The following is a 23,277-nucleotide window of genomic DNA, read 5'->3' as shown; positions in this document are numbered from 1 at the left end:
GCTGGCATGGCTGGAACGGGCGGGCGGCAGCGCCCCGGCCGCCGGCTGCGTCGGGTCGACGAGACCTCGGCTGGGGGGCTGGTGGTCGCAGACGACGAGGTCACCGGGCCGAGAGCCGCCCTGATCGGCCGCACCGACCGCCGCGGCCGCCTGCTGTGGTCCCTGCCCAAGGGGCACATCGAGCAGGGCGAGACGCCGGAGGACACCGCCGTCCGCGAGGTCGCCGAGGAGACCGGCATCATCGGCCAGGTCGTCGCCCCCCTGGGCATCATCGATTTCTGGTTCGTCGCGGACGGCCGCCGCGTGCACAAGACGGTCCACCACTTCCTCCTCCGGGCCACCGGCGGCGCGCTGTCCGACGCGGACGTCGAGGTCACCGAGGTCGCCTGGGTGCCACTGACCGAACTCGGCGGGCGACTGGCCTACGCCGACGAGCGCGCGCTGGTCGAGCGCGCGCCCGGCCTGCTGGCCGACAGCGCGTGACCCGGCGGGTCGCCGGCCGCGCCGACGGCCGCCCCAGCACCTCCGCACCGAGGACGACGCCGACCGGGGACCGCCGGGAGGGCGGTCGTCGACTGGTGCTCGGCGCACTCGCGACCGTCGTCACCGGCCTGCTGGGCGTCCCGGCTGCCGCGCACGCCGCGCCGGGCGACCCCGACAGCTCCACCGGCTCCTCGGCCGACCGGCCCCTGGAGCTGACCGTGAGCCGGCTGGAACCGCGCACCGTCACCCCCGATGCCGCCGTCGAGGTGACCGCCACCCTCCGCAACGACAGCACCGAGACCTATGACGACCTGGAGGTGCGGCTGCAGCGGGGTGAGGTGCTGACCACCCGGTCCGGGCTGGCCGCCGACCTCGCCCGGCCGGGAGACCACACCGCGGCGACCACGCCCTTCGTCGAGGTGCCCGGTGCGGACGAGCTCGAGCCCGGAGAGTCCCTCACGTTCAGCTACTCGACCCCGGCCGAGGCCCTGCAGCTCACGGCCGAGGGCGTGTACCCGGTCCTGCTCAACGTCAACGGCACCCGCGCGGACGGGGTCACCGAGCGGGCGGCCGAGCTGGCCACGCACCTCGTGGTGCAGCCGCCGGCCTCGGAGACGGCTCCGGCGGCCCGGACCGAGGTGGCCTGGCTCTGGCCGGTCACCGACCGTCCGCACCGGGACGCCACCGGGGCCTTCACCGATGACGCGCTGGCCGCCCAGGTCGACGACGGCGGCCGGCTGGACCGCATCGTGGAGACGATCGAGCAGCTCCCGCGCACCACCGGTGCGACCGCGGCCGAGACGGTGCCCGCCGTGCCGGTCACCCTCGCCGTCGACCCGGCGCTGCTGGAAGAGCTGGCGGCCATGGCCGCCGGCCCCTACCTGGCGGACGGCGAGGAGGGCACCGGCACCGCGGACGCGGCCGAACTGCTCGAACGACTGCGCCGGCTCGCCGCCGACCACGACGTGGTGGCCCTCCCGTACGCCGACGTCGACGCCGACGCGCTGGTGGCGGCCGGGGAGCCCGAGGCGCTCCTGCGCACCCTGCCCGGCGCGGGCAGCGTCCGGCAGCCCAGCACGGCCGACGGGGCCCTCGTCCCCACGCCGGGGGCCGGCACCACCCCCACCGGGGCCGGGGCCGCGATCGTCGAGGAGGTGGTCGGGGTCCAGCCCCGCACCGACCTGGCCTGGCCGGCCGGGGGCACCCTCGACGAGGACACCCTGACCACCCTGGGCACCGGCGGGGTCGGCACCGTGGTGCTGGCCGAGGACGGACTGACCGACGGCAGCCAGGCGGTGGGGGACGACGGCGACCCGGCGGCCGTCCGCGGCGTGCTGGAGACCACCGGCGGGCCGGTCACCGCGCTGGTCGCCGACGGGGAGCTGGCCGAGACCGTCGAGACCGCCACCCTGCGGCCGGAGGCCGGGCGGCTCGTCGAGCAGCGCCACCTGGCCGAGCTCGCCGCCCTGCACGCCCAGCAGGCGGACGGCGTCCCCTCCACCGTGCTCGTCGCCCCGCCCCGCTGGGTCGACCCCGACCCGGGCACGGTGGCCGCGATGATGACCGACACCGCCACCCAGCCGTGGCTGGCCCCGGTGTCGGTCGCGGCCCTGGCCGACCGCCCGGCCGTCGACGTCGGGGAGCTGACCGGCACCGAGCCGGGCGTCCGGCTGCCGGCCGCGACGATGGCCGGGATCGTGGAGACCTCGGGGGTGCGGGACGACTTCGCCGCCGCCGTCGTCGGCGACGCCGACGAGGCGCTGGCCGGCTACGACGCGGCGATCGCCCGGGCGGCGTCCGCACAGTGGCGGGGCGACCCGGAGGCGTTCCAGGCCGCGGTCGCCGACCTGCAGGGGACGGTCGCGAGGCTCCGCGAGCAGGTCAGCCTCGTCTCCCCGGCGGACGGGACCTACACCCTCGCCTCCAGCGACGCCCCGCTGGTGCTCACCGTGCGCAACGACCTGCCCTTCGCCGTCGACGTCCGGCTGGACCTGCAGAGCCGGCGCAACGTCGGGCTGGTCACCGAGGACATCGGCGTGCAGACGCTGGAGCCCGAGTCGATCACCACGATCGAGGTGCCGGCCGACGTCCAGCAGTCCGGCGGGTTCGCGGTCACGGCACGGCTGACGACGCCGGCCGGCGGCCCCCTGGGCGAGGCGGTGCAGCTCCAGGTGCGGAGCACCGCGTACGGCCCGGTCACCCTGGCGATCACCCTCGGCGCCGCCGCGCTGCTGGCGCTGCTCTTCCTCCGCCGGGCGGTGCGCTTCGTGCTGCGCCGCCGGCGGGGCGAGCCGGCACCGACCGCGGACCCGGCAGCCGGTCCGCCGCCGGCCCGGAGTCCGGTGTGAGCGGCCCACCGGCCGGCTCGGAGGACCAGCGCGCCGGATCCCCCGACGCGCGACCCCGGAGACCGGCACCACTGCCCCCGCCGCCGTACCGGGGAGCACAGGACCGGAGAGCACAGCCGGGGTCGGCGGCCACCCCGCCCGCGCCCGTCCCCGCCCCGGTGGTCGGCAACAACCCCGAGGCCCTGGCCACGCCGGTGCCGCCACGACCGCTGCCACCACCGCCCGCCGGCTACCCGGCAGCGCGGCCGGTGGGCGACCCTGTCTCCGGTGACGGCGCCCGCCGGCGGGCCGCGCTCCCGCCGGTCCCGCCGCCGGCCCGGCCCCGGCGCTTCGTGCCCGGCCCGGACGACACCCAGCTCATCCCGGTCATCCCGGCCGTGCCCCGCTACCTCGAGGACGAGCCGGAGGACACCGACGTCCGCCAGGGCCGCTCGGGGGGCAGCAGCGGCATCCTGCGCGCGGCCGGGACGATGGCCGTCGCCAGCCTGGTGTCCCGGCTCACCGGCTTCCTGCGCACCATGGTGCTCACCGCCGCCCTGGGCTTCGGCCTGGTCGGCGACGCCTACGCCGTGGCCAACCTGTTGCCCAACATCGTCTACGAGCTGCTGCTCGGCGGGGTGCTGACCTCGGTCGTCGTCCCGTTGCTGGTCCGCGCCCAGGAGCGGGACGCCGACGGGGGCGTGCGGTACACCCAGCGGCTGCTCACCCTGGCCACCGTCGGCCTGGCCGCCCTCACCGTCGCGGCCGTGCTCGCAGCACCCGCACTGACCTGGCTGATGGGCATCCGGGAGGACCCCGAGCAGGTCGAGCTGGCCAACTGGCTGGCCCGGATCCTGCTGGTGGAGATCGTCTTCTACGGGGTCGGGGCGCTGGCCACGGCGGTGCTCAACGCGCGGCAGGTGTTCGGCCCCCCCGCCTGGGCACCGGTGCTCAACAACGTCGTGGTCATCGCCACCGGGGCGGTGTTCCTCCTCGCCGCCGGGCCGGGCGACCTGACGCCGCTCACCATCACCCCCTTCCAGGTCTGGCTGCTCGGCATCGGCACCACCCTGGGCATCGCCGTGCAGGCGCTCGTGCTGCTGCCACTGCTGGGCCGGCACGGCGTCCCGCTGCGCCCCCGGTGGGGGCTGCGGGGCACCGGGCTCGGGGAGGCCGGCACGCTCGGGCTCTGGGTGATCGGCTACGTGCTGGTCAGCCAGGTCGGCGTCGTCGTCGCCACCAACGTGGCCAACGAGGCCGCCGACGCCGGCGGCATCGGCGCGCTCGCCTTCGCCAACGCCAGCCTGCTGTTCCAGATGCCGTACGGGATCATCGGCGTCGCGCTGCTCACCGCCCTGCTGCCCCGGATGAGCCGGGCGGCCGCGCGGCACGACATGGACGGCGTCGTCGCCGACCTCTCGCTGGGCACCCGCCTGTCGGCGACCGGGCTGCTGCCGGTGACCGCCCTGCTGGTGGTCCTGGGGCCCGCGATCGGCATCGTGGCCTTCGCCCGCGGCAACGCCGACGTCACCGACGCCCGACAGGTCGGCGTCGCCCTCGCGGTCGGTGCGTTCGGCCTGCTGCCGATGGCGGTGACCCTGCTGCAGCTGCGGGTGTTCTACGCCATGAAGGACGCCCGGACCCCGACGCTCATCCAGGTGGCGATGGTCGCCGTCCGGGTGCCGCTGCTGCTGCTCGTGCCGGTGCTCGTCGACCCGGAGCACGTCGTGGCCGGGCTGATGATCGCCACCAGCGCCACCTACCTGGCCGGCTGGGGCGTGGGCGCCTTCGCCCTGGAGCGCAAGCTCGGGGTGCGGGTCAGTGCCGAGGCCGGCACCACCGTGCTCCGGATGGGCGCGGTCTCCGCCGTCGCCGGGGCCCTGGGCTGGGCCGCCGTGTCGCTGGCGGGCAGGTCGCTGGGCACGTCGGTACCGGGCTCGCTCGGGACGGTCGTCCTCGGTACCGTGGTCATCGGCAGCGCGGTCGTCGCGGGTGCCGTGATGGTCGGTGTCCCGGAGCTCAGGGGCGTCCTGGCCGGGGTCCGGGCTCGACTCGGGCGCTCACGGTGACCGGACGTCGCTCGGCCGGAACCGGGGACGCCGTTCCCGGCCGAGAGTGACCAGGGGGTCGGCAGCGTCCGTGACGTCGACGACAACCGGCCTGCCCGATCGCTACCGCCCGCTGGACCAGGTGGCGCCCGACGAGGAGACGCCCACCGGGGTCATCCGCTCCTGGCGCGCCCGTGACCGGGTGCTCAACCGCGACGTGGCCCTGCGGGTGCACGCCCCCGGCGGCCCGGCCGCGCGCGAGTGGATCAACCGCGCGCTGACCGCCGGCGGGCTGGCCACCCCCGCGCTGGCGATGGTCTACGACGCCGCCGAGGGCACCGGCCGCAGCGAGCCCGGCGGCGCCGCCTACGTCGTCAACGAGTGGATCGAGGGCATCCGGCTCTCCGACCGGCTCGCCACCGACGGCCCGCTGGCCGAGCGGGAGGCCCGTGCGGTGGTCCGCCGGCTGGCCGAGGGGGTCGCCGAGGCCCACCGGGTGGGTCTGGCCGTCGGCGGCCTCACCCCCGAGCACGTCGTCCTGCGCCCCGGCGGCCTGGTGGGCCTGCTGTCGGTGCCGGCCGCCATCGGCACCGAGAAGGGCGACATCGCCGCGCTCGGGGCGCTGCTGGAGCTGTGCCTGACCGGCGGCCGGCCGGTCGAGATCTCCTCGCCCGACCTCGCCGCCCTGGTGCGCCGGGCCCGTTCCACCGACCCGGCCACCGGCCTGTCGAGCGTCAGCACGATGGTGTCGCTGCTCGCCGACCGCCCGCGCACCGGCCCGCAGGAGACCGCGCGGCCCGACGGCCTCACCGACAGCGGCTGGGTCCGCCGCATGCGCGACCGCCGCGACCTCGCCGACGCGGAGGAGCTGGACGACGCGGAGGAGCCGGTCCGGATGGGCCGGCACCGCCTCCCGCCCGTCCCCGGGGCGGCCCTGCCGCGCCCGCTCTCCGCCGGGCCGGGCAGCCACCGGGTCGAGGACGAGGACGACCTCGTCCTCGACGAGACCTTCGCCGCGGCGGAGGACGACCCAGCCGGCACCGAGCCGGCGCGGTTCGCCCGGCGGCGACTGGCCGTGATCGGGTTGCCCCTGCTGGCGTTGGCGCTGGTCGTCGTCATCGGCTGGTGGTTCGGCACCAACGTGCTCTCCGTGGCCGGCAGCGTCGAGGGCGGTCCGGACGGGTCGACGCCGCAACCGAGCGTCACCGCCGGGGCCGACCCGGCCGAGGAGCCGGCTCCGGCGCCCCCGGCCGCCGGTGCCCCGGTGCCCATCACCGGCGCCACGGTGTTCGACCCGTTCGGCGACGGGGAGCCGGAGAACGACGACGACGTCCCGCTGTCCTACGACGGTGACCCGAGCACCGCCTGGTCGACGCTGAACTACCGGGGCTCGGCCGACTTCGGCAACCTCAAGCCCGGTGTCGGCGTCCTGTACGACCTGGGCAGCGAGCAGACGATCGGTGGCGTCGCGCTGCGGACCACCCAGCCCGGGGCGACGGTCGAGGTGCGCACCGGCGGCTCACCGGACGCCGCACTGGAGTCCTTCCCGGTCGCCGCCTCCGGAGAGCTCACCGGCGACGACGTGCTGACCTTCGGCGAGCCGGCGACCAGCCGCTACGTGCTGGTCTGGGTGACCGGCCTGGTGCCCGTCGACGACGGCTTCAGCGCCGACCTGGCCGAGGTCACCGTCACCGCAGCCGGCTGAACCGCCCCCCGGGAGGGGTCAGGCCGGGAATGCGCGTCCTAGGCTGGCCGTTGTGCGCCCCGTGACGACGAACCAGCCGACGCCCGGTCCCGCGGTCTCGACCGACGGCCCGCCCGCCATCCCCCCGGCGGAGCACGACGGGATCCGCGACCTGATCATCATCGGGTCCGGTCCCGCCGGGTACACCGCTGCCACGTACGCCGCCCGCGCGAACCTGCACCCCCTGGTGTTCGAGGGCTCGCAGTTCGGCGGCGCACTGATGACCACCACCGAGGTCGAGAACTTCCCCGGCTTCCCGGAGGGCATCCAGGGCCCCCAGCTCATGGACGACATGCGCACCCAGGCCGAGCGCTTCGGTGCCGAGCTGGTCGCCCGGGACGTCACCGAGGTCGACCTCACCGTCGACCCCAAGGTGGTCAAGGTGGGCGACGAGGTGCACCTCGCGCACGCGGTGATCGTGGCCACCGGCTCCAAGTACCGCTACCTCGGGCTGGACAACGAGCAGCGCCTGCTGGGCCGCGGCGTCTCCGCCTGCGCCACGTGTGACGGCTTCTTCTTCCGTGACCAGGACATCGTGGTCGTCGGCGGCGGCGACTCGGCGATGGAGGAGGCCACCTTCCTCACCCGCTTCGCCAAGTCCGTCACCGTGGTGCACCGCCGCGAGGAGCTCCGCGCGTCCAAGATCATGGTCAAGCGCGCGCAGGACAACGAGAAGATCCGCTGGGCGCTGGGCAAGCAGGTCACCGACGTGCACGGCGACACCACGGTCGAGGCGGTCGAACTGACCGACCTCGCCACCGGAACCACCGAGAAGATGCCAGTCAGCGGCCTGTTCGTCGCGATCGGCCACGACCCCCGCACCGAGCTCTTCGTCGGGCAGTTGAAGCTGGACGACGAGGGGTACGTGGTGGTCTCCCACCCGACGACCGACACCAACATCAACGGCGTGTTCGCCTGCGGCGACGTCGTCGACCACATCTACCGGCAGGCGATCACCTCGGCCGGCACCGGTGCCGCCGCGGCGATCGACGCCGAGCGCTGGCTCGCCGAGACCTTCGACGAGCGCTGAACCACCGACTGCGCTGAACCACAGACTCCACCGTCCCCTCTGAGCAAGGAGCAGCACCATGGCAGGCAAGAACACCGTGACCGTCACCGACGCGAGCTTCGCCAGTGACGTCCTGGGCAGCGACAAGCCCGTTCTGGTCGACTTCTGGGCCGAGTGGTGCGGGCCGTGCAAGATGGTCGCCCCCGTGCTGGAGGAGATCGCGGCCGAGCACGCCGACAAGCTGACGATCGCGAAGCTCAACATCGACGAGAACCCGCAGATCGCCCGTGACTACCAGGTCATGTCGATCCCGACCATGACGGTCTTCCAGGGTGGCAAGCCGGTCAAGAGCATCATCGGCGCCAAGCCCAAGGGCGCCATCCTCTCGGACCTGTCCGACTACCTCTGATCCCGTCGGGCCGGCCCCCGGCCGACGGGAGGCCGTGCACCGCCACGGCGTCCGAACCACGGTGAGGCCCGCCCGTCCCCCCGGACGGACGGGCCTCGCTCGTTCCGTCCGTCGCTCACCCCGACGGGGCAGCGGACAACCCGGTGCACTGCTCGATCGTGTACACCCGCCACAATCGTCTCCAGCGGCACCCACCGGCCACCCCGACCCGAGCGAGGAGCGACGACCTCCGCATGGACGTCCTGCGACCTGGCAGCACCGGCCCCGCCGTGGCGGAGGTGCAGGCCATGCTCCGTTCCCTGGGCCTGCTGGCCGATGAGCTGGAGCGACCGGAACGCCCCGAGGAGTCGGCCTACGACGCGGCGACCGAGCTCGCCGTCCGGCACTTCCAGCAGGTCCGCGGGCTCTCCGTCGACGGCCGGGTCGGTGACGAGACCTACCGCGCCCTGCACGAGGCCCGCTGGTCGCTGGGCGACCGGCTGCTGCGGTTCGACCCCGAACGACTCACCCGCGGGGACGACGTCCGCCGGTTGCAGGAGCTGCTGCTGGAGCTCGGCTACGACGCCGGCCGGGCCGACGGCATGCTGGGCGCCGACACCGAGCTGGGTCTGCGGGCCTTCCAGCGCGACTACGGGCTGACCGCCGACGGCACGTGCGGTCCGGCCACGCTCCGCGCGCTCAAGCAGCTGGGCCGCCGGGTCACCGGCGGCCGGCCGCAGCTGCTCCGGCAGAGCGCCTCCCTCGTCGACTCCGGGCCGCACCTGATCGGCCGGGTCATCGTGATCGACCCCGGCCACGGCGGCGACGACAGCGGGTACACGGCCGGGGAGACCACCGAGGCCGACCTGGTGTTCGACCTCGCCTCCCGGATCGAGGGGCGCCTGGCCGCCGCCGGTGCCACCGTCTACCTCACCCGCGGCCGCACCGTCGACCCGACCGCCGAGGACCGCACCGCCTTCGCCAACCAGGCCCGTGCCGACCTCTTCCTGTCCCTGCACATGGAGGCCCACGGGTCGGCGCACGCCCGCGGCGTCGCCAGCTACTACTACGGCACCGGATCGGGTGCGAGCTCCACGGTCGGCGAGGAGTTCGCCAACCTGGTGCGCCGCGAGGTCATCGCCCGCACCGGGATGCTGGACTGCGGCTCGCACCCCAAGACCTGGGACATCCTGCGGATGACGAGGATGCCCGCCGTCCGGGTCGACTGCGGCTACCTCTCCCACCCGGTCGACCGGCTGCTGCTGTTGGACGCCCGGCTGCGCAGCACCGTCGCCCAGGCGGTCGTGGCCGCCGTCCAGCGGCTGTTCCTGCCCGCCGACGCCGACCCGCCGACCGGCACCTTCCTGCTGCCCGCCCGCGGCTGAACGGCCGGGCCGGGGCCGGGGCATAGACTTCCAGGGGTGACCCCTCCTGTGCCCGGCCCCTCGGTCGGAAGCGGTCAGGCCGGGGCGCACTCCAGCGGTGCGTCCCCGCACGTCTCCCCGCGGCACCCGCGGCTGGACCCCCTGGCAGACCGGTACGCAGCACGCACCCACGGCATGAAGAGCTCGGAGATCCGGGCGCTGTTCTCCGTGGTGAGCCGCCCCGAGGTCGTCTCGCTCGCCGGCGGCATGCCCGCCGTCACCGCCCTGCCCCTCGACGCCGTCGGGTCGATGATCGGCGAGCTGGTGTCCGGCATGGGGGCCCAGACCCTGCAGTACGGCCCGGGCCAGGGCGACCCCCGGCTGCGGGAGCGGATCTGCGACGTGATGGCCCTGGAGGGCATCACCGACGCCTCGGCCAGCGAGGTGGTCGTCACCGTCGGCTCCCAGCAGGGGCTCGACCTGGTCACCCGCGTGTTCGTCGATCCGGGTGACGTCATCCTCGCCGAGGCGCCGTCCTACGTCGGGGCCCTCGGGGTCTTCCAGGCCGCCCAGGCCCAGGTCCGGCACGTCGCGATGGACGACGACGGGCTGATCCCCGAGGCGCTGGAGGAGGCCCTGCTGGAGTGCCGGGCCCGCGGTGACCGGGTGAAGTTCCTCTACACGGTGCCGAACTTCCACAACCCGGCCGGCGTCACGCTGAGCGAGCCCCGCCGTGAGGCGGTCATCGCGATCGCCGAGCAGTACGACCTGCTGGTCATCGAGGACAACCCGTACGGGCTGCTCGGCTTCGACCAGGAGCCCATGCGTGCCCTGCGCGCGCGCAACGAGGACCGGGTCATCTACCTCGGCTCGTTCTCCAAGACCTTCGCCCCGGGCCTGCGGGTGGGCTGGTTGCTCGCCCCGCTGGCCGTGCGGGAGAAGCTGGTGCTCGCGACCGAGGCGCAGGTGCTCTGTCCGCCCTCGCTCACCCAGTACGCCGTGGCCCGCTACCTCGACACCCAGCCCTGGCGCGAGCAGATCAAGGTCTTCACCGAGCTGTACCGCGAGCGGCGCGACGCCACGCTGGAGTCGCTCACCGCGCTCATGCCGCCGGGCACCAGCTGGACCAAGCCGGACGGCGGGTTCTACGTCTGGCTCAAGCTGCCGCACGGCCTGGACGCCAAGTTGATGCAGCCCCGTGCGGTCGCTGCGCACGTCGCCTACGTGCCCGGGATCGGCTTCTACGCCGACGGTGGCGGCCGGGAGCACATGCGGCTGTCCTACTGCTATCCCGAGCCGGACCAGATCCGTGAGGGCGTGCGCCGGCTGGCCCGGGTCATCGAGGCCGAGCTGGACCTGCACTCCACCTTCGACGCCGTCGACACCGGGACGTTCCGGGCGGTCGGCCCGGCCACGACCCGGCCGGCGAGCGGTCGACCGACCCCGCCACCGGTCATCGGTCCGGCGAACAGCGATCAGAGCGAGGACCCTCAGCCATGACCGACCAGGCGGCTGCACCGGTGGCGGCACCCGGTGCCCGGACGACCCCGCTGCGGGCCCTGGTGCTCGCCGGCGGGCTGACCTTCGAGCGGGAGGTCAGCATCAACTCCGGTGGCCAGGTGGTCGAGGCGCTGACCCGGGCGGGGGTGGAGGCCGAGATGCGCGATGCCGACGCCGAACTGCTGCCCGGCCTGGCCGCCACCCCCACCGACGCGGTGTTCATCGCGCTGCACGGCGCCACCGGCGAGGACGGCGCGCTGCGGGCCGTGCTCGACCTGGCCGGCGTGCCCTACGTGGGCTCCCCGGCCGCGGCCTGCCGACTGGCCTGGGACAAGCCGGCCGCCAAGTCGGTCGTGCGCACCGCCGGGATCTCCACCCCGGACTGGGTCGCGCTGCCGCACAGCACCTTCCGGGAGCTGGGCGCCGGCGCCGTCCTGGACCTCATCGTCGCCCGGCTCGGCCTCCCGCTGATGGTGAAGCCCGCCTCGGGTGGCTCCTCGCTCGGCGTGCAGAAGGTCAGCCGGGTCGAGGACCTGCCGGCCGCGATGGTCAGCTGCTTCGCCTATGGCGACACGGTGATGGTGGAACGCTTCGTCGACGGGGTCGAGCTGGCCCTGTCGGTGATCGACCTCGGGGACGGTCCCGAGTCGCTGCCGGCGGTCGAGATCGCCCCGGAGTCCGGCGTCTTCGACTACACCTCCCGGTACACGCCCGGGATGACCGAGTACCACTCCCCGGCGCGGGTCTCCGACGAGGTCGCTGCCCGTGCTGCGGAGGTGGCCCTGCGGGTGCACGGGGTGCTGGGGCTGGCGGGCCTGTCCCGCACCGATGCGATCGTCACCCCGGACGGGGAGGTCCAGTTCCTCGAGGTGAACGTCTCCCCGGGGTTGACCGAGACGTCGATGTTCCCCATGGCGGTCGAGGCGGCCGGGTACGGGCTCGGTGACGTCCTCGGCCGGCTGCTGGCCCGCGCAGCCGCCGAGGGTCCGATCACGGGATGAGGGCCCGCAGTTACGTCCGTGACGTAACTGCGGTGATCACTCCTGCTGGCTGCGACCGGTGATGTCGGGGGCCATCATCCCGACGATCCGCTGCAGGTCGTCGACCGAGCCGAACTCGACGACGATCCGGCCCTTTGCGCGCCCGATCTGCACCTTCACCTTGGTCTCGAAGACGTCCGAGAGCCGCCCGGCGAGGTCCTCGACCCCCGGGGCGCTGATCTTCCGCGCGGAACGGCGCGCCGCGGTGGGGGAGTCGGCGACCGCCATGGCGACGGCCTCCTCGGTCGCCCGGACCGACATGCCCTCGGCGACGATCCGGGTGGCCAGTGCGTCCTGCGCCTCGGCCTCGGGGAGGCCCAGCAGCGCTCGGGCGTGACCGGCGGAGATGACGCCGGCGGCGACCCGGGTCTGCACCTTCACCGGCAGCTTCATCAGCCGGATGGTGTTGGTGACCTGGGAGCGGCTGCGCCCGATCTTGCTGGCCAGCTCCTCGTGCGTGGCGCCGAACTCCTCGAGCAGCTGCTGGTAGGCGGCCGCCTCCTCCAGCGGGTTCAGCTGGACGCGGTGGATGTTCTCCAGGAGGGCGTCGCGCAGCATCGCGTCGTCGGTGGTGTCCCGGACGATCGCGGGCACGGTCTCCAGACCGGCCGCCCGCGAGGCGCGGAGCCGACGCTCGCCCATGATGAGCTCGTAGCGGCCGTCCCCGGCCTCCCGGACCACGATCGGCTGCAGGAGCCCGAACTCACGAACCGAGTGGGTGAGCTCCTCCAGCGCCTCGTCGTCGAAGACCTGCCGCGGCTGCTTGGGGTTCGGGACGATGTCGTCGACCGGGAGCTCGCGCAGCTGGGCGCCGGGCACGCCGGCGACCTCGTCGAGCGCGCGGCTCGGGAGTTCGTGCACCGATGCCGTCCGGGCGGGCTGATCCGGGGGCGTGGCCCCGGCCTGGCCGACCGCGGTGGCGGCGACCTCGGCTGCTTCTGCGGCCTCCGCGGCGCGAGCCGCCGGGGTCGCCGTGGGAGCCGGTGCACTGGTGGGGATCAGAGCCGCCAGGCCCCGCCCCAGACCGCCGCGCTTGGTCACTGGTCCTCCTCGCAGATGCCCGGTGTCCGCAGGCGCGGCTCGGGAGTGGGAATGGGGCGCACCGGGGTCACGTCGCGTGCCGTCCGCGCTGCGCAGGGGCCGTCGCCGGCTCACCGAGCACCAGCGCCGCCACCGACGGCGGTCCGCCCACCGGCGGCGGCGGACCACCCACCGGCGGCGGGTAGACCGGAGTGGGGACCGGTGGTGGGGGAGGAGGCTGGGTGACCGGCTGTGCCATCGAGGCGGGCAGGGCGGCCCCCCGGCGGGCGAACTCGCGGGCTGCCTCCACGTAGCTGGTCGAGCCGCGGGACCCCGGGTCGTAGGTGAGCACCGACTGCCCGTAGCCCGGTGCCTCGCTCACCCGGACGTTCCGCGGGATGACCGCGGTGAGCACCAGCTCACCGAAGTGGTTGCGCACCTCGTCGGCCACCTGGTCGGCGAGCTTCGTCCGGCCGTCGTACATGGTGAGCAGGATCGTGCTCACCGAGATGCCCGGGTTGAGGTGGGCGCGCACCAGGTCGATGTTCGAGAGCAGCTGCCCGAGCCCTTCCAGGGCGTAGTACTCGCACTGGATGGGGATGAGCACCTCGTCCCCGGCCACCAGCGCGTTCAGCGTGAGGAGCCCCAGCGACGGCGGGCAGTCGATGAGGACGTAGTGCGGGCGCTCTTCGGCGGGGAGCTCGTGCAGGTAGGTCTCGATCGAGCGCCGCAACCGGTGCTCGCGCGCGACCACGGAGACCAGCTCGATCTCCGCGCCCGCCAGGTCGATCGTCGCGGGGACGCAGAAGAGGTTCGGGCTCGCCGTCGTCGGGTGGGTGACCTCGGCGAGGGTGTTGTCCCCGACGAGTGCGTCGTAGATCGACGGGGTGCCCACGGTGTGCTCCACGCCGAGAGCGGTGCTGGCGTTCCCCTGAGGATCGAGGTCGATGACCAGCGTCCGGAGCCCGTACATGGCCAGGGCGACGCCGAGGTTCACCGTCGAGGTCGTCTTCCCTACCCCGCCCTTCTGGTTCGCCACCGTGACCACCCGGATCCGGCCAGGCGCCGGGAAGGGCTCCTGGTCGGCCGCGTGCAGGACGCGGGTGGCCCGCATCGCCTCCATGGCGATCGGGCTGTCGAAGTCGGGACCGACCGGCTGATCGGCAGCGAGACTGTTGCGCAGCCGCTCGCCCGGGTCCGTCATCGGTGCGTCCTCCTCACCACCGTGTTCCACGTGGAACAGGGTGCGGTCGCTACGGCGAGTTCCACGTGAAACGGGCTCACCCTGCCGAGCGCCCGGACCGGGAGGTGCCAGCGCGCGTCATGAGCACCACGGTAGTGGCTGCGGCCCCGAGCTCGACACCGACTGCCCGCGTGTGCACGTCCCGCATGCCGGCCGCCTCCAGCTCGGGCACCAGCCCGGGCACCTCCGCCGCTGCCCGGGCACCGACGAGGGCGATCAGCTGCGCCCCCGGGGCCAGCAGCCCGCGGCACCAGCCCACCAGTCGGGGCAGCGGCGCCACCGCCCGTGCGGTGACCACGTCGACCGACCCGACCGCCCGGACGACCGATCGCTCCTCGGCCCGCCCGCGGATCACCCGCCAGGGAGCGCCCAGCTCCGTCACGACGTCCTGGAGGAACTCCACCCGGCGGGCCATCGGCTCCACCAGCGTGAGCGTCAGGTCCGGGCGGGCGAGCGCCAGCGGCACCCCGGGGAGCCCGGCGCCGCTGCCCACGTCGACCACCCGGCTGCCCTGGGGCACCACCTCGGCCAGCGCAGCACTGTTCAGCACGTGACGATCCCAGAGCCGGGGCACCTCACGAGGCCCGATCAACCCACGGACCACGCCGTCACCGGCCAGCATGGCCACGTAGCGCCCCACCTGGTCCACCGCGGGACCGAACAGCGAGGCGGCCAGCGCGGGTACTTCCGGAACAGCGACGTCCTGATCTCCGGTCGAGGTCGTCTCCTCGGCCGGGTCCTCCCCGTCGATCACCGGTCCGGCAGGACCACGACGCGCCGGCTCGGCTCCTCGCCCTCCGACTCACTCCGCACGCCGGCAGCCCCGGCGATGACGTCGTGCACGACCTTCCGCTCGAACGGGTTCATCGGCGAGAGGCGCTCGGGTGCGCCGCTCTCGGCGACCCGCTCGGCCGCCTCGGAGGCGAGGCTGGTCAGGTCGGCCCGCCGCTTGGCCCGGAAGCCGCCGATGTCGAGCATCAGGCGGCTGCGGACGCCGGTGGCCTGGGCGACTGCCAGCCGGGTCAGCTCCTGGAGCGCCTCGAGCGTCGCACCGTCCGGCCCGATGAGGGTCTTCAGCTGGCCGCCGACGACGGCGACCGATGCCCGGTCGCCCTCGACGTCCAGGTCGATGTCGCCGTCGACGTCGAGGATGTCGAGCAGCCGCTCCAGGTAGTCGCCGGCGACGTCGCCCTCGCGGACGAGCAGGCCGTCCCCGCCCTCGCCGGCGTCCTCGTCGGTGTCCTCGACGTCGACCGGCTCGACGACGGCGTCCGAGGACGCCGGGTCGGCGTCGGGCAGCGCCGGGTCACCGCTCCCACCGGCCGGGGTCAGCAGGGCGTCCGAGGTCGCCTCGGACGTGGCCACGGTGTCGTTGTCGGATGCACTCACGGAGTCCTCCAGGGTCGTGCAGGCGGCCGGGCGAGCCCGGTGGTCAGGGAGCGGGCACGCCGCAGGCTCACGCCCGGGTGCCGCAGCCGGTCAGCGGCGCTTGCGTTTGCCTCGGTTGGCGGGGCCGGCCGAGGACCGGCTGCCCGAGGAGCCCGTCCGGGGGCGGGCACCGCCGCCACCGGCGGGCCGGCCGTTGGCCGAGCCGCCTTCCACGTGCCCGTTGCCCGTGGCGGGGGTCGCACCCGCCGGCGGGACGTCGGCCGCACCGCCGTCGCCGTCCACGGGGGACGCCGGGGCCGCGGACGCGGGACGGGTGCCCGGCTTGGGGCGCACCGGCTTCGCACCCGGCTTGGGGGCGAGGGTCTTCGGGTCGATCTGCGGCTTGTCGGCGGCGGCCTTGGCCAGCGCGGCCGGCGACCCGGGCGGGGGGAGCTTCTTCAAGATGTAGAACTGCTGGCCCAGGGTCCACAGGTTGTTGGTGAACCAGTAGAGGAGGACGCCGATCGGGAAGAAGAAGCCGGAGACGAAGAGGCTCAGCGGCATGCCGTAGAGCAGCAGCTTCTGCACCATCGCGGCCTGACCCTCGACCGGGCCGGAGCGCTTCATGATCTGCTTCTGGGTGAAGAAGGTCGTGAAGCACATGATCACGATCAGGACGAACGCGACGATCCGGATGTTGGTGTAGTCGACCCCCGGCAGCGCGAGGATCAGCTCTTCTTTCCTCCCGGTCATGTTGAACGAGGAGGAGATCGGAGCACCGAACAGGTCGGCGCGGGCGGCCTGGTCGGTGAGCTCGTCGTCCCAGCTGTAGAGACCTTCCTTGTCCGGCGCGATCCGGCGCAGCACGTGGAAGAGCGACAGGAAGATCGGGATCTGCGGCAGGATCGGCAGGCAGCCGGCGAGCGGGTTGACCCCGCGCTCCTTGTTCAGCGCCATCATGGCCTGGCTGAAGCCCTGCTTGTCGCTGCCGTACTGCTTACGGAGCTTCTGGATCTCCGGCTGGATCTCCTGCATCGCCCGCTGGCTCTTCACCTGCTTGACGAACAGGCGGAACAGCAGCACGCGGATGGTTACGACCAGGAAGACGATCGACAGCGCCCATGCGAGGCCACTCGCCGGAGGCAGGAACGTGGAGAACAGTGCATGCCACTGCTTCATCACCCACGCGATCGCGGTGTACAGCCAGTCAAGCAACGCCAGCCTCCTGCTGCGCAGACCGGCGCGGAGCCGGCGGGGTGGCACGGTCGGGACGACGAGTGCCGTCAGCCGTCGACGCGGTCGCCGCGGACGGTGCCGGCGGGTGCGCCGCTGTGCACGACGAGTGGGTGGGCCCAGCGGTTCCTGAGCCCGGTTCGCGACCTGCGTCGCCGGGGGGCGCCTCGGCGCCGCGCCGAGGTGGGACCAGGTCGACGCCGCCGCGGTGCCAGGGTGCGCACTTCGCCAGCCGGCACGCGGCCAGCCAGCTGCCCCGCCCGGCGCCGTGGACCTCGATCGCCTCGGCCGCGTAGGCGCTGCAGGTGGGCTCGAAGCGGCACCGCGGCGGGAACGCCGGGCTGATCGCGCGCTGGTAGAAGCGGACGGCGGCCAGCAGCCCGCGGGCCGGCGAGCCGGTCACGGCCGCCGGCTCCGGGAGCCGCGGTCGCCGAGCACCCGGTCGAGCCCGGCGTCCAGGTCGCGGCTCAGCACGGCAGAACCGGCCTGGGCCGCCTCCGGGCGGGCCCGGACGACGAGGTCCGCCGTCGGCGGGAGCCGGTCCAGCCGGTCGCCGACGAGGTGTCGGAGCTGCCGGGTGACCCGGTGCCGGCAGACGGAGTTGCCGACGGTCTTGCCGACCACGAAACCGGCCCGCGGCCCGGTCGCAGGGTCCGAGGGACCCCCGACCCGGGCGACGGGCCGTTCGGAGAGGTAGTGCACCACCAGGGTCGGCCGCCCGGCACGCCGGCCGGACCGCACGACCGCGGTGAACTCCGGCCGCCGGCGCAGGCGTGCCTGCGCAGGCAGCACCTCAGGCGGAGAGCTTGTTGCGACCCTTGCCACGGCGGGCGGCGAGGATCGCCCGCCCGGCCCGGGTGCGCATGCGCAGCCGGAAGCCGTGGGTCTTGGCCCGGCGACGGGTGTTCGGCTGGAACGTGCGCTTGCTCACGAGGGACTCCCACTGCTGACGACGTCGGTGCGGCGCGGACCCGGTCGGGCAGCGCACGCGCGGGGCCGGGCAGGTCGTCGGCCCCGGTTGCTCCCGGTCCCTGCGACCGTCCCGGGCTCCCGAGGCTGGTCTGCTGCGCGACGGGCCCGGCGTTCACGGCCCCACGAGCTGGGGACGTGCACCGACTCCCGTGCACAGACTCCGACCAGCATAGCCGAGACCCGGCGGGTCCTGGTCTGCTGGCCGGACCCGTCATGGTGCACCGCCGTCGGAGCCCTCCGATGCCGGACACGCCGCGACCGGTCAGCGCGCCGCTGCCGTCGTCGTTGCCCGCCTGTGGACGGGGCTGTTAGCGTCGCCGTCGCCCCTGGTCGGACGACTGGGCGCCGGTCCTCCTGCCGACCCCGTCGGCCTGATGCTCGCCGCACCCTCTCCGATCGCCCGCCGTCCGGGCGCTCACCAGCCACGACGTCGTGACCGGCAGCGCGCACGCCGGTCGCCGGACCAGGTGTCGCCGAGCGTGCACAGACTGTGGACACTCGTGTGGACACAGCAGCGCCGGACGTCCACAGCTGGGGACCCGGCGGGGGATCCAGCGATCCGCCGACATCCGTCCCACCTGTGGACGACGGCTGCGGGGCCGCACCGAGGCTCCGGGGTCACACCGGACACAGCACAACCGGACGCACCGCACTGGAGACAGAGCACCGAAGGCACGGGAAGGGACACAGTCGATGGCCGACGATCCGGTCGACCTGGCGGCGGTCTGGGACCAGGCCCGAGAGCGGCTCGCCAGCAGCCTGACCCCGCAGCAGAAGGCGGTGCTCAACCTCACGCGCCCGCTCGGCCTGTTCGAGGACACCGCCGTGCTCGCCGCGCCCAACGAGTTCACCCAGACGGTGCTCGAGTCCCGCATGCGCATGGTGCTGGCCGAGGCGCTGTCCGCGGAGATCGGCCGGGACATCCGGGTGGCGGTCCAGCTGGAGGACATGCCGCTGCCTCCCACGACCCCCGAGGTGTCCCGGCTGGGCGCCGAGCCGGAGGTCCGTCGCTGGCCCAACGCCGAGCAGGACCGGCTGGACCAGGACCGACTCACCCAGGACCGGCTGGCGCACGACCGGGCCTCGGAGGACCTGGCCGCCCGCGAGCGGGCCGCGCACGACCGGGCCGCCGAGGACCGTGCCGACCGCGACCGGGTCGACGACGGGCGCAGTGCCTTCGGAGTGCGCGCCGACGCCGCCCGCGCCGAGGCGTGGCTGCCCGAGTCCGGGGACGGCCGCGACTGGTCCCGTGGGTCGGCCGACGACGACCAGTCCGACGGCGCGCCTCGCCGGCTGGCCCCCTGGGACCGCGACCCCGGGGACGCCGCCGGCCGTGACCAGGCACCGGAGGAGGACCGCCTCGGCGACCGCCGCCCGGCCGACCGTGCCGGGCGCGGCGGTGGCGCCGTCCCGCTGTTCGCCGACCGCCGCCCCGCCGGCCTGGACCCGGGCCTCAACGCCAAGTACGTCTTCGACAGCTTCGTCATCGGCAACAGCAACCGGTTCGCGCACGCGGCCGCCGTGGCCGTCGCCGAGGCCCCGGCCCGGGCGTACAACCCGCTGTTCATCTACGGCGACTCCGGGCTGGGCAAGACCCACCTGCTGCACGCGATCGGGCACTACGCGGCGCGGATGTTCCCCAACGTGCGGGTGCGGTACGTCAGCACCGAGGAGTTCACCAACGAGTTCATCAACCTGGTGCACTCCGGCCGTGCCGAGGACTTCCGGCGTCGTTACCGGGACATCGACTTCCTGCTGATCGACGACATCCAGTTCCTGGAGCGCGCCGAGCGGACGCAGGAGGAGTTCTTCCACACCTTCAACACGCTGCACAACGCCAGCAAGCAGATCGTCATCACCTCCGACCGCGCGCCGAAGAAGCTGACGACCCTGGAGGACCGGCTGCGCACCCGGTTCGAGTGGGGCCTCATCACCGACGTCCAGGCGCCGGACCTGGAGACCCGCATCGCGATCCTGCGGAAGAAGGCCTGGGGGGAGCGGCTCCAGGCGCCCGACGCGGTGCTGGAGTTCATCGCCAGCAAGGTGCAGACCAACATCCGCGAGCTCGAGGGCGCGCTGATCCGGGTCACCGCCTTCGCCAGCCTGAACAAGCAGCCGGTCGACCTGGCGCTGGCCGAGCTGGTGCTCAAGGACCTGATCAGCGACGAGCAGGGTCCGCAGATCACCGCGGCGATCATCATGGCCGCGACCGCGGAGTACTTCTCCGTGACGATGGAGGAGCTGCAGGGGGCCAACCGCAGCCGCACGCTGGTCAACGCCCGGCAGATCGCGATGTACCTGTGCCGTGAGCTGACCGAGCTGTCGCTGCCCCGGATCGGCGCCTCGTTCGGCGGCAAGGACCACACCACGGTCATGCACGCGGTCAAGAAGATCACCGGGTTGATGAGCGAGCGCCGGGCCACCTACACCCAGGTCACCGAGCTCACTGCCCGGATCAAGAGCCGCGCTCGCTCCTGAGCACCGGCCGCGCTCAGCCCCGTCCGGGCTGAGCGCGGCCCCGCACGTCCCGCCACCGACCGGTCACCGGTCCGGTGGCCCTCCCGCATGCCTCGACGGCCTGCTCCGACGTGCCCTCGCAGCAGGTCGGATGCGTCCCATGTCTCCTTGTCCCCAGATCTGTACACAGCCTGGGGAGAGCGGGAGTGCACGGACCGCGGCCGGGCGGATCCCGCAGCCAGTCGCATCTGTGCAGGTCGAGCAGGTGCGCCCGGACGACGCCGTCCCCCGGGTGTCCACAAGTCGCCCACCGGGGCCGGTGGACAGCACCCTGCGCCCACACCGGATGGGGACGGACCTGCGGGTGGAGGGGGGACGCGGGGTGGAGAGCGCACGACGACGGTGCACGGCGGTCGAGTTGTCCACGTGTCGACACAGGAGGACGCCCACCGGCCCACAGCGGGCCAACAGGCCCATTCGGGGGATGACCTGCGGGAAGAGGTCCCGTCCCCAGGATCCACACCTGTGATGACGAGGATGAGCTATATCTCCCAGGTGTTCTCGAACCACACTCTCGGTGGGGACGGGCCGGATCGGGGGGCTGCGCCCACCCGACCGGCGGGCACCCAGGAAGCCGGTTCCTGGCTCTGAGGTGCAGCTGTGACCAGGGGACTGGTCATGCAGGGGGGACGGCAGGAGAGGATGGGCGCCGCACACCGCCCGGCAGCAGCCGGCGCAGACGAACGTGGGGTGGATGACGAGATGAAGTTCCGGGTGGCACGTGAGGTGCTCGCCGAGGCCGTGGCATGGACGGCGCGCAGCCTGCCGCCGCGGCCGTCGGTGCCGGTGCTCGCCGGGATCCTGCTGGAGGTGGAGGGCGGACAGCTCGCGATCTCGGGCTTCGACTACGAGGTCTCGGCCCGGTCGGAGGTCGACGTCCAGTCCACCGAGGCCGGCCGCGCGCTCGTCCCCGGCCGGCTGCTCGCCGAGATCACCCGAGCCCTGCCGCCGCACCCGGTCGACGTGGTCGCCGAGGGGGCCCGGCTGGCCATCAGCTGTGGCAACGCGAAGTTCAGCCTGCCCACGCTCCCGGTCGAGGACTACCCGTCCCTCCCCTCGATGCCCTCCACCGCCGGGGTCGTGGACAGCGACGCCTTCGCGGAGGCCGTCGGCCAGGTCGCCGTCGCCGCCGGCCGGGACGACACCCTGCCGATGCTGACCGGCGTCCGGCTGGAGATCGAGGACGACCTGGTCACCCTCGCCGCCACCGACCGGTACCGGCTCGCCGTCCGGGAGTTCGCCTGGCGCCCGGAGACCCCGGGACTGTCCGCCGCCGTCCTGGTGCCCGCGCGCACGCTGGCCGATGCGGCGAAGACGCTGACCAGCGGCCCCGAGGTGGTGCTCTCGCTGGCCTCCGGCGGCTCCGGGGAGGGCATCCTCGGCATGTCGGGCAAGGACCGCCGCACCACGACCCGCCTGCTGGACGCTGAGTTCGTGAAGTACCGCGCGATCATGCCCAGCGAGTCCTCGTCCTTCGCCACGCTGCCGGTCGGGCTGTTCACCGACGCCGCCAAGCGCGTGGCCCTGGTCGCCGAGCGCGGCACGCCGCTGCGCTGCGAGTTCACCCCCGGGCAGGTCACACTGCGGGCCGGTGGCACCGACGACGAGGGCCAGGCCGAGGAGCGCTGCGACGTCGAGTTCGACGGTGAGCCGCTGACGATCGGCTTCAACCCGACGTTCCTGCTCGACGGCCTGGCGGCGGTGCACACCGACCGCGCCCGGATGGACTTCACGACGGCGCTGAAGCCGGCCGTGCTCTCCGGTGTCGACGAGCCCTCCGCCGACGACGACGGCAACGGCAAGCCGGCCGAGCGGGCGGGCTCGTACCGCTACCTGATCATGCCGGTGCGGCTGCCCGGCTGACAGCGGGCCCGGCGCGCGTGCGCCGGGGAGGGCGAGCACGATGGACGGCGGCGTGCGCCCTGGGTCCTGCCCGGGCGCCGGGTGCGCTGCAACGGTGCGGCTGCCCACCGAGACCTGCCGCGGGAGGACCGCGGCCCACGAGCGACATCGAGGACTGAGGAGCGAGACGTGCAGCTGGGCATGGTCGGACTGGGCAAGATGGGCGGCAACATGGCCGAGCGGCTTCGCCGCGCAGGCCACGAGGTGGTCGGCTACGACCAGTTCTCGGACAAGAGCGACGTCGACAGCCTCGAGGCGCTGGTGGAGGCGCTCGAGGCGCCCCGCATCGTCTGGGTGATGGTCCCCAGTGGCGAGCCCACCCGCTCCACCGTGCGTGCGCTGGGCGACCTGCTCAGCACCGGGGACGTGGTGATCGAGGGGGGCAACTCCCGGTTCACCGACGACAAGGTGCACGCCGAGGAGCTGGGCGCCAAGGGCGTGGGCTACATCGACGCCGGGGTCTCCGGTGGCGTCTGGGGCCTGGAGAACGGCTACGCCCTGATGGTCGGTGGCTCGGTGGAGGACGTCGCCAAGGCGCAGCCGGTCTTCGACGCGCTCAAGCCGCCGGCGCCCAAGGACGAGGCCGGGCAGGCGATCGAGGGCGCGGGCTTCGTGCACGCCGGCCCGTGCGGTGCCGGCCACTTCGCCAAGATGGTCCACAACGGCATCGAGTACGCGATGATGCAGGCCTACGGCGAGGGCTACGAACTGCTGGCTGCGGTCGACCTGATCGAGGACGTCCCGGGCGTCGTCGCCTCCTGGACCCAGGGCACCGTCATCCGCTCCTGGCTGCTGGACCTGCTGGTCCGCGCGCTGCAGGCCGACCCGGAGCTGGAGAAGATCTCCGGCTACGCCGAGGACTCCGGCGAGGGCCGCTGGACCGTCGAGCAGGCGATCGAGCACGCCGTCCCGATGCCGGCGATCTCGGCCTCGCTGTTCGCCCGGTTCGCCTCCCGGCAGGGTGACTCCCCGACGATGAAGGCGGTGGCCGCGCTGCGCAACCAGTTCGGTGGGCACGCCGTCCAGGCCGTCGACGCGGCCGAGCCGGCGGAGGCAGAGGACCCCGCGTGAGCAGTTCCCCTCGCTCGGCCGCCCCGTGGGGCCAAAGTCGCGACTTTG

20 protein-coding genes are annotated in these 23,277 nt (G+C 73.9%); 12 read left to right on the top strand and 8 right to left on the bottom strand.

What is annotated here, in order from left to right; translation table 11 throughout:
• Positions 1 to 6 precede the first annotated feature (6 nt).
• The 9 genes from O2W16_RS04970 to O2W16_RS04930 all read left to right on the top strand — a co-directional run bounded on the left by O2W16_RS04970 (position 7) and on the right by O2W16_RS04930 (position 11,864).
• Positions 7 to 483: an NUDIX hydrolase gene (locus O2W16_RS04970; protein WP_036333049.1), complete on the top strand. Its 477-nt coding sequence runs from the start codon at positions 7 to 9 to the stop codon at positions 481 to 483.
• Entirely contained in the window at positions 480 to 2,831 is a 2,352-nt protein-coding gene (locus O2W16_RS04965; RefSeq protein ID WP_269157697.1) for a DUF6049 family protein, read from the top strand. The genes O2W16_RS04970 and O2W16_RS04965 overlap by 4 nt, the downstream gene beginning before the upstream one ends.
• Positions 2,832 to 2,989: 158 nt before the next feature.
• Positions 2,990 to 4,879, top strand: coding sequence for a murein biosynthesis integral membrane protein MurJ (gene murJ / locus O2W16_RS04960; protein WP_269157696.1), 1,890 nt, complete (start codon positions 2,990 to 2,992; stop codon positions 4,877 to 4,879).
• A 70-nt stretch (positions 4,880 to 4,949) separates the two neighbouring features.
• Entirely contained in the window at positions 4,950 to 6,563 is a 1,614-nt protein-coding gene (locus tag O2W16_RS04955) for a protein kinase family protein (RefSeq protein WP_269157695.1), read from the top strand.
• Positions 6,564 to 6,615: 52 nt separating this feature from the next.
• On the top strand, positions 6,616 to 7,632 hold the full coding sequence (gene trxB, locus O2W16_RS04950; protein ID WP_269157694.1) for a thioredoxin-disulfide reductase: 1,017 nt from the start codon (positions 6,616 to 6,618) through the stop codon (positions 7,630 to 7,632).
• Positions 7,633 to 7,690: 58 nt separating this feature from the next.
• On the top strand, positions 7,691 to 8,020 hold the full coding sequence (gene trxA / locus O2W16_RS04945) for a thioredoxin (RefSeq protein ID WP_014743508.1): 330 nt from the start codon (positions 7,691 to 7,693) through the stop codon (positions 8,018 to 8,020).
• Between the two features lie 233 nt (positions 8,021 to 8,253).
• Positions 8,254 to 9,384, top strand: coding sequence for an N-acetylmuramoyl-L-alanine amidase (locus tag O2W16_RS04940; protein ID WP_269157693.1), 1,131 nt, complete (start codon positions 8,254 to 8,256; stop codon positions 9,382 to 9,384).
• Positions 9,385 to 9,420: 36 nt separating this feature from the next.
• Positions 9,421 to 10,863 (top strand): aminotransferase-like domain-containing protein, encoded by a 1,443-nt coding sequence (locus O2W16_RS04935; RefSeq protein WP_269157692.1) that lies wholly within the window; start codon positions 9,421 to 9,423, stop codon positions 10,861 to 10,863.
• Positions 10,860 to 11,864, top strand: coding sequence for a D-alanine--D-alanine ligase family protein (locus tag O2W16_RS04930; protein WP_269157691.1), 1,005 nt, complete (start codon positions 10,860 to 10,862; stop codon positions 11,862 to 11,864). Before O2W16_RS04935 ends, O2W16_RS04930 begins: the two co-directional genes overlap by 4 nt.
• A gap of 36 nt (positions 11,865 to 11,900) precedes the next feature.
• Here the strand turns inward: O2W16_RS04930 and O2W16_RS04925 are convergent, their stop codons facing one another.
• From O2W16_RS04925 to rpmH, 8 genes are all read right to left on the bottom strand, one after another.
• On the bottom strand, positions 11,901 to 12,944 hold the full coding sequence (locus O2W16_RS04925; protein WP_269157690.1) for a ParB/RepB/Spo0J family partition protein: 1,044 nt from the start codon (positions 12,942 to 12,944) through the stop codon (positions 11,901 to 11,903).
• 67 nt (positions 12,945 to 13,011) lie between these two features.
• Entirely contained in the window at positions 13,012 to 14,127 is a 1,116-nt protein-coding gene (locus O2W16_RS04920) for a ParA family protein (protein WP_331253734.1), read from the bottom strand.
• 76 nt (positions 14,128 to 14,203) lie between these two features.
• On the bottom strand, positions 14,204 to 14,920 hold the full coding sequence (gene rsmG / locus O2W16_RS04915; RefSeq protein ID WP_269157689.1) for a 16S rRNA (guanine(527)-N(7))-methyltransferase RsmG: 717 nt from the start codon (positions 14,918 to 14,920) through the stop codon (positions 14,204 to 14,206).
• Positions 14,917 to 15,555: a Jag family protein gene (locus O2W16_RS04910; RefSeq protein ID WP_269157688.1), complete on the bottom strand. Its 639-nt coding sequence runs from the start codon at positions 15,553 to 15,555 to the stop codon at positions 14,917 to 14,919. The genes rsmG and O2W16_RS04910 overlap by 4 nt, the downstream gene beginning before the upstream one ends.
• Positions 15,556 to 15,645: 90 nt before the next feature.
• Positions 15,646 to 16,749 (bottom strand): membrane protein insertase YidC, encoded by a 1,104-nt coding sequence (gene yidC / locus O2W16_RS04905; RefSeq protein ID WP_269157687.1) that lies wholly within the window; start codon positions 16,747 to 16,749, stop codon positions 15,646 to 15,648.
• A complete protein-coding gene (gene yidD, locus O2W16_RS21650) occupies positions 16,742 to 17,170 on the bottom strand; it encodes a membrane protein insertion efficiency factor YidD (protein ID WP_269157686.1) in 429 nt (142 codons plus the stop codon). The genes yidC and yidD overlap by 8 nt, the downstream gene beginning before the upstream one ends.
• The gene (rnpA, locus tag O2W16_RS04895; RefSeq protein ID WP_269157685.1) at positions 17,167 to 17,559 is read right to left on the bottom strand and encodes a ribonuclease P protein component; all 393 of its coding nucleotides are present in this window, start codon (positions 17,557 to 17,559) and stop codon (positions 17,167 to 17,169) included. Before rnpA ends, yidD begins: the two co-directional genes overlap by 4 nt.
• A 1-nt stretch (position 17,560) precedes the next feature.
• Entirely contained in the window at positions 17,561 to 17,698 is a 138-nt protein-coding gene (rpmH, locus tag O2W16_RS04890; protein WP_036333061.1) for a 50S ribosomal protein L34, read from the bottom strand.
• A 734-nt stretch (positions 17,699 to 18,432) separates the two neighbouring features.
• On the opposite strand from rpmH, the gene dnaA reads away from it, so the two are divergent.
• From dnaA to gnd, 3 genes are all read left to right on the top strand, one after another.
• Positions 18,433 to 20,217 carry a chromosomal replication initiator protein DnaA gene (gene dnaA / locus O2W16_RS04885; RefSeq protein ID WP_269157684.1) on the top strand — a complete coding sequence of 595 codons (1,785 nt, stop codon included), beginning with the start codon at positions 18,433 to 18,435 and terminating at the stop codon, positions 20,215 to 20,217.
• Positions 20,218 to 20,958: 741 nt separating this feature from the next.
• Complete coding sequence (dnaN, locus tag O2W16_RS04880) at positions 20,959 to 22,119, top strand: DNA polymerase III subunit beta (protein ID WP_269157683.1); 1,161 nt, start codon at positions 20,959 to 20,961, stop codon at positions 22,117 to 22,119.
• 81 nt (positions 22,120 to 22,200) lie between these two features.
• A complete protein-coding gene (gene gnd, locus O2W16_RS04875; protein WP_442928901.1) occupies positions 22,201 to 23,229 on the top strand; it encodes a phosphogluconate dehydrogenase (NAD(+)-dependent, decarboxylating) in 1,029 nt (342 codons plus the stop codon).
• The last annotated feature ends 48 nt before the right edge of the window (positions 23,230 to 23,277 follow it).

It is taken from the genome of Modestobacter sp. VKM Ac-2984, from assembly GCF_026967985.1.
Lineage (GTDB): Bacteria > Actinomycetota > Actinomycetes > Mycobacteriales > Geodermatophilaceae > Modestobacter.
Note: the sequence above shows the minus strand (reverse complement) of the source record. Positions and strands in the feature narration are given on the sequence as shown.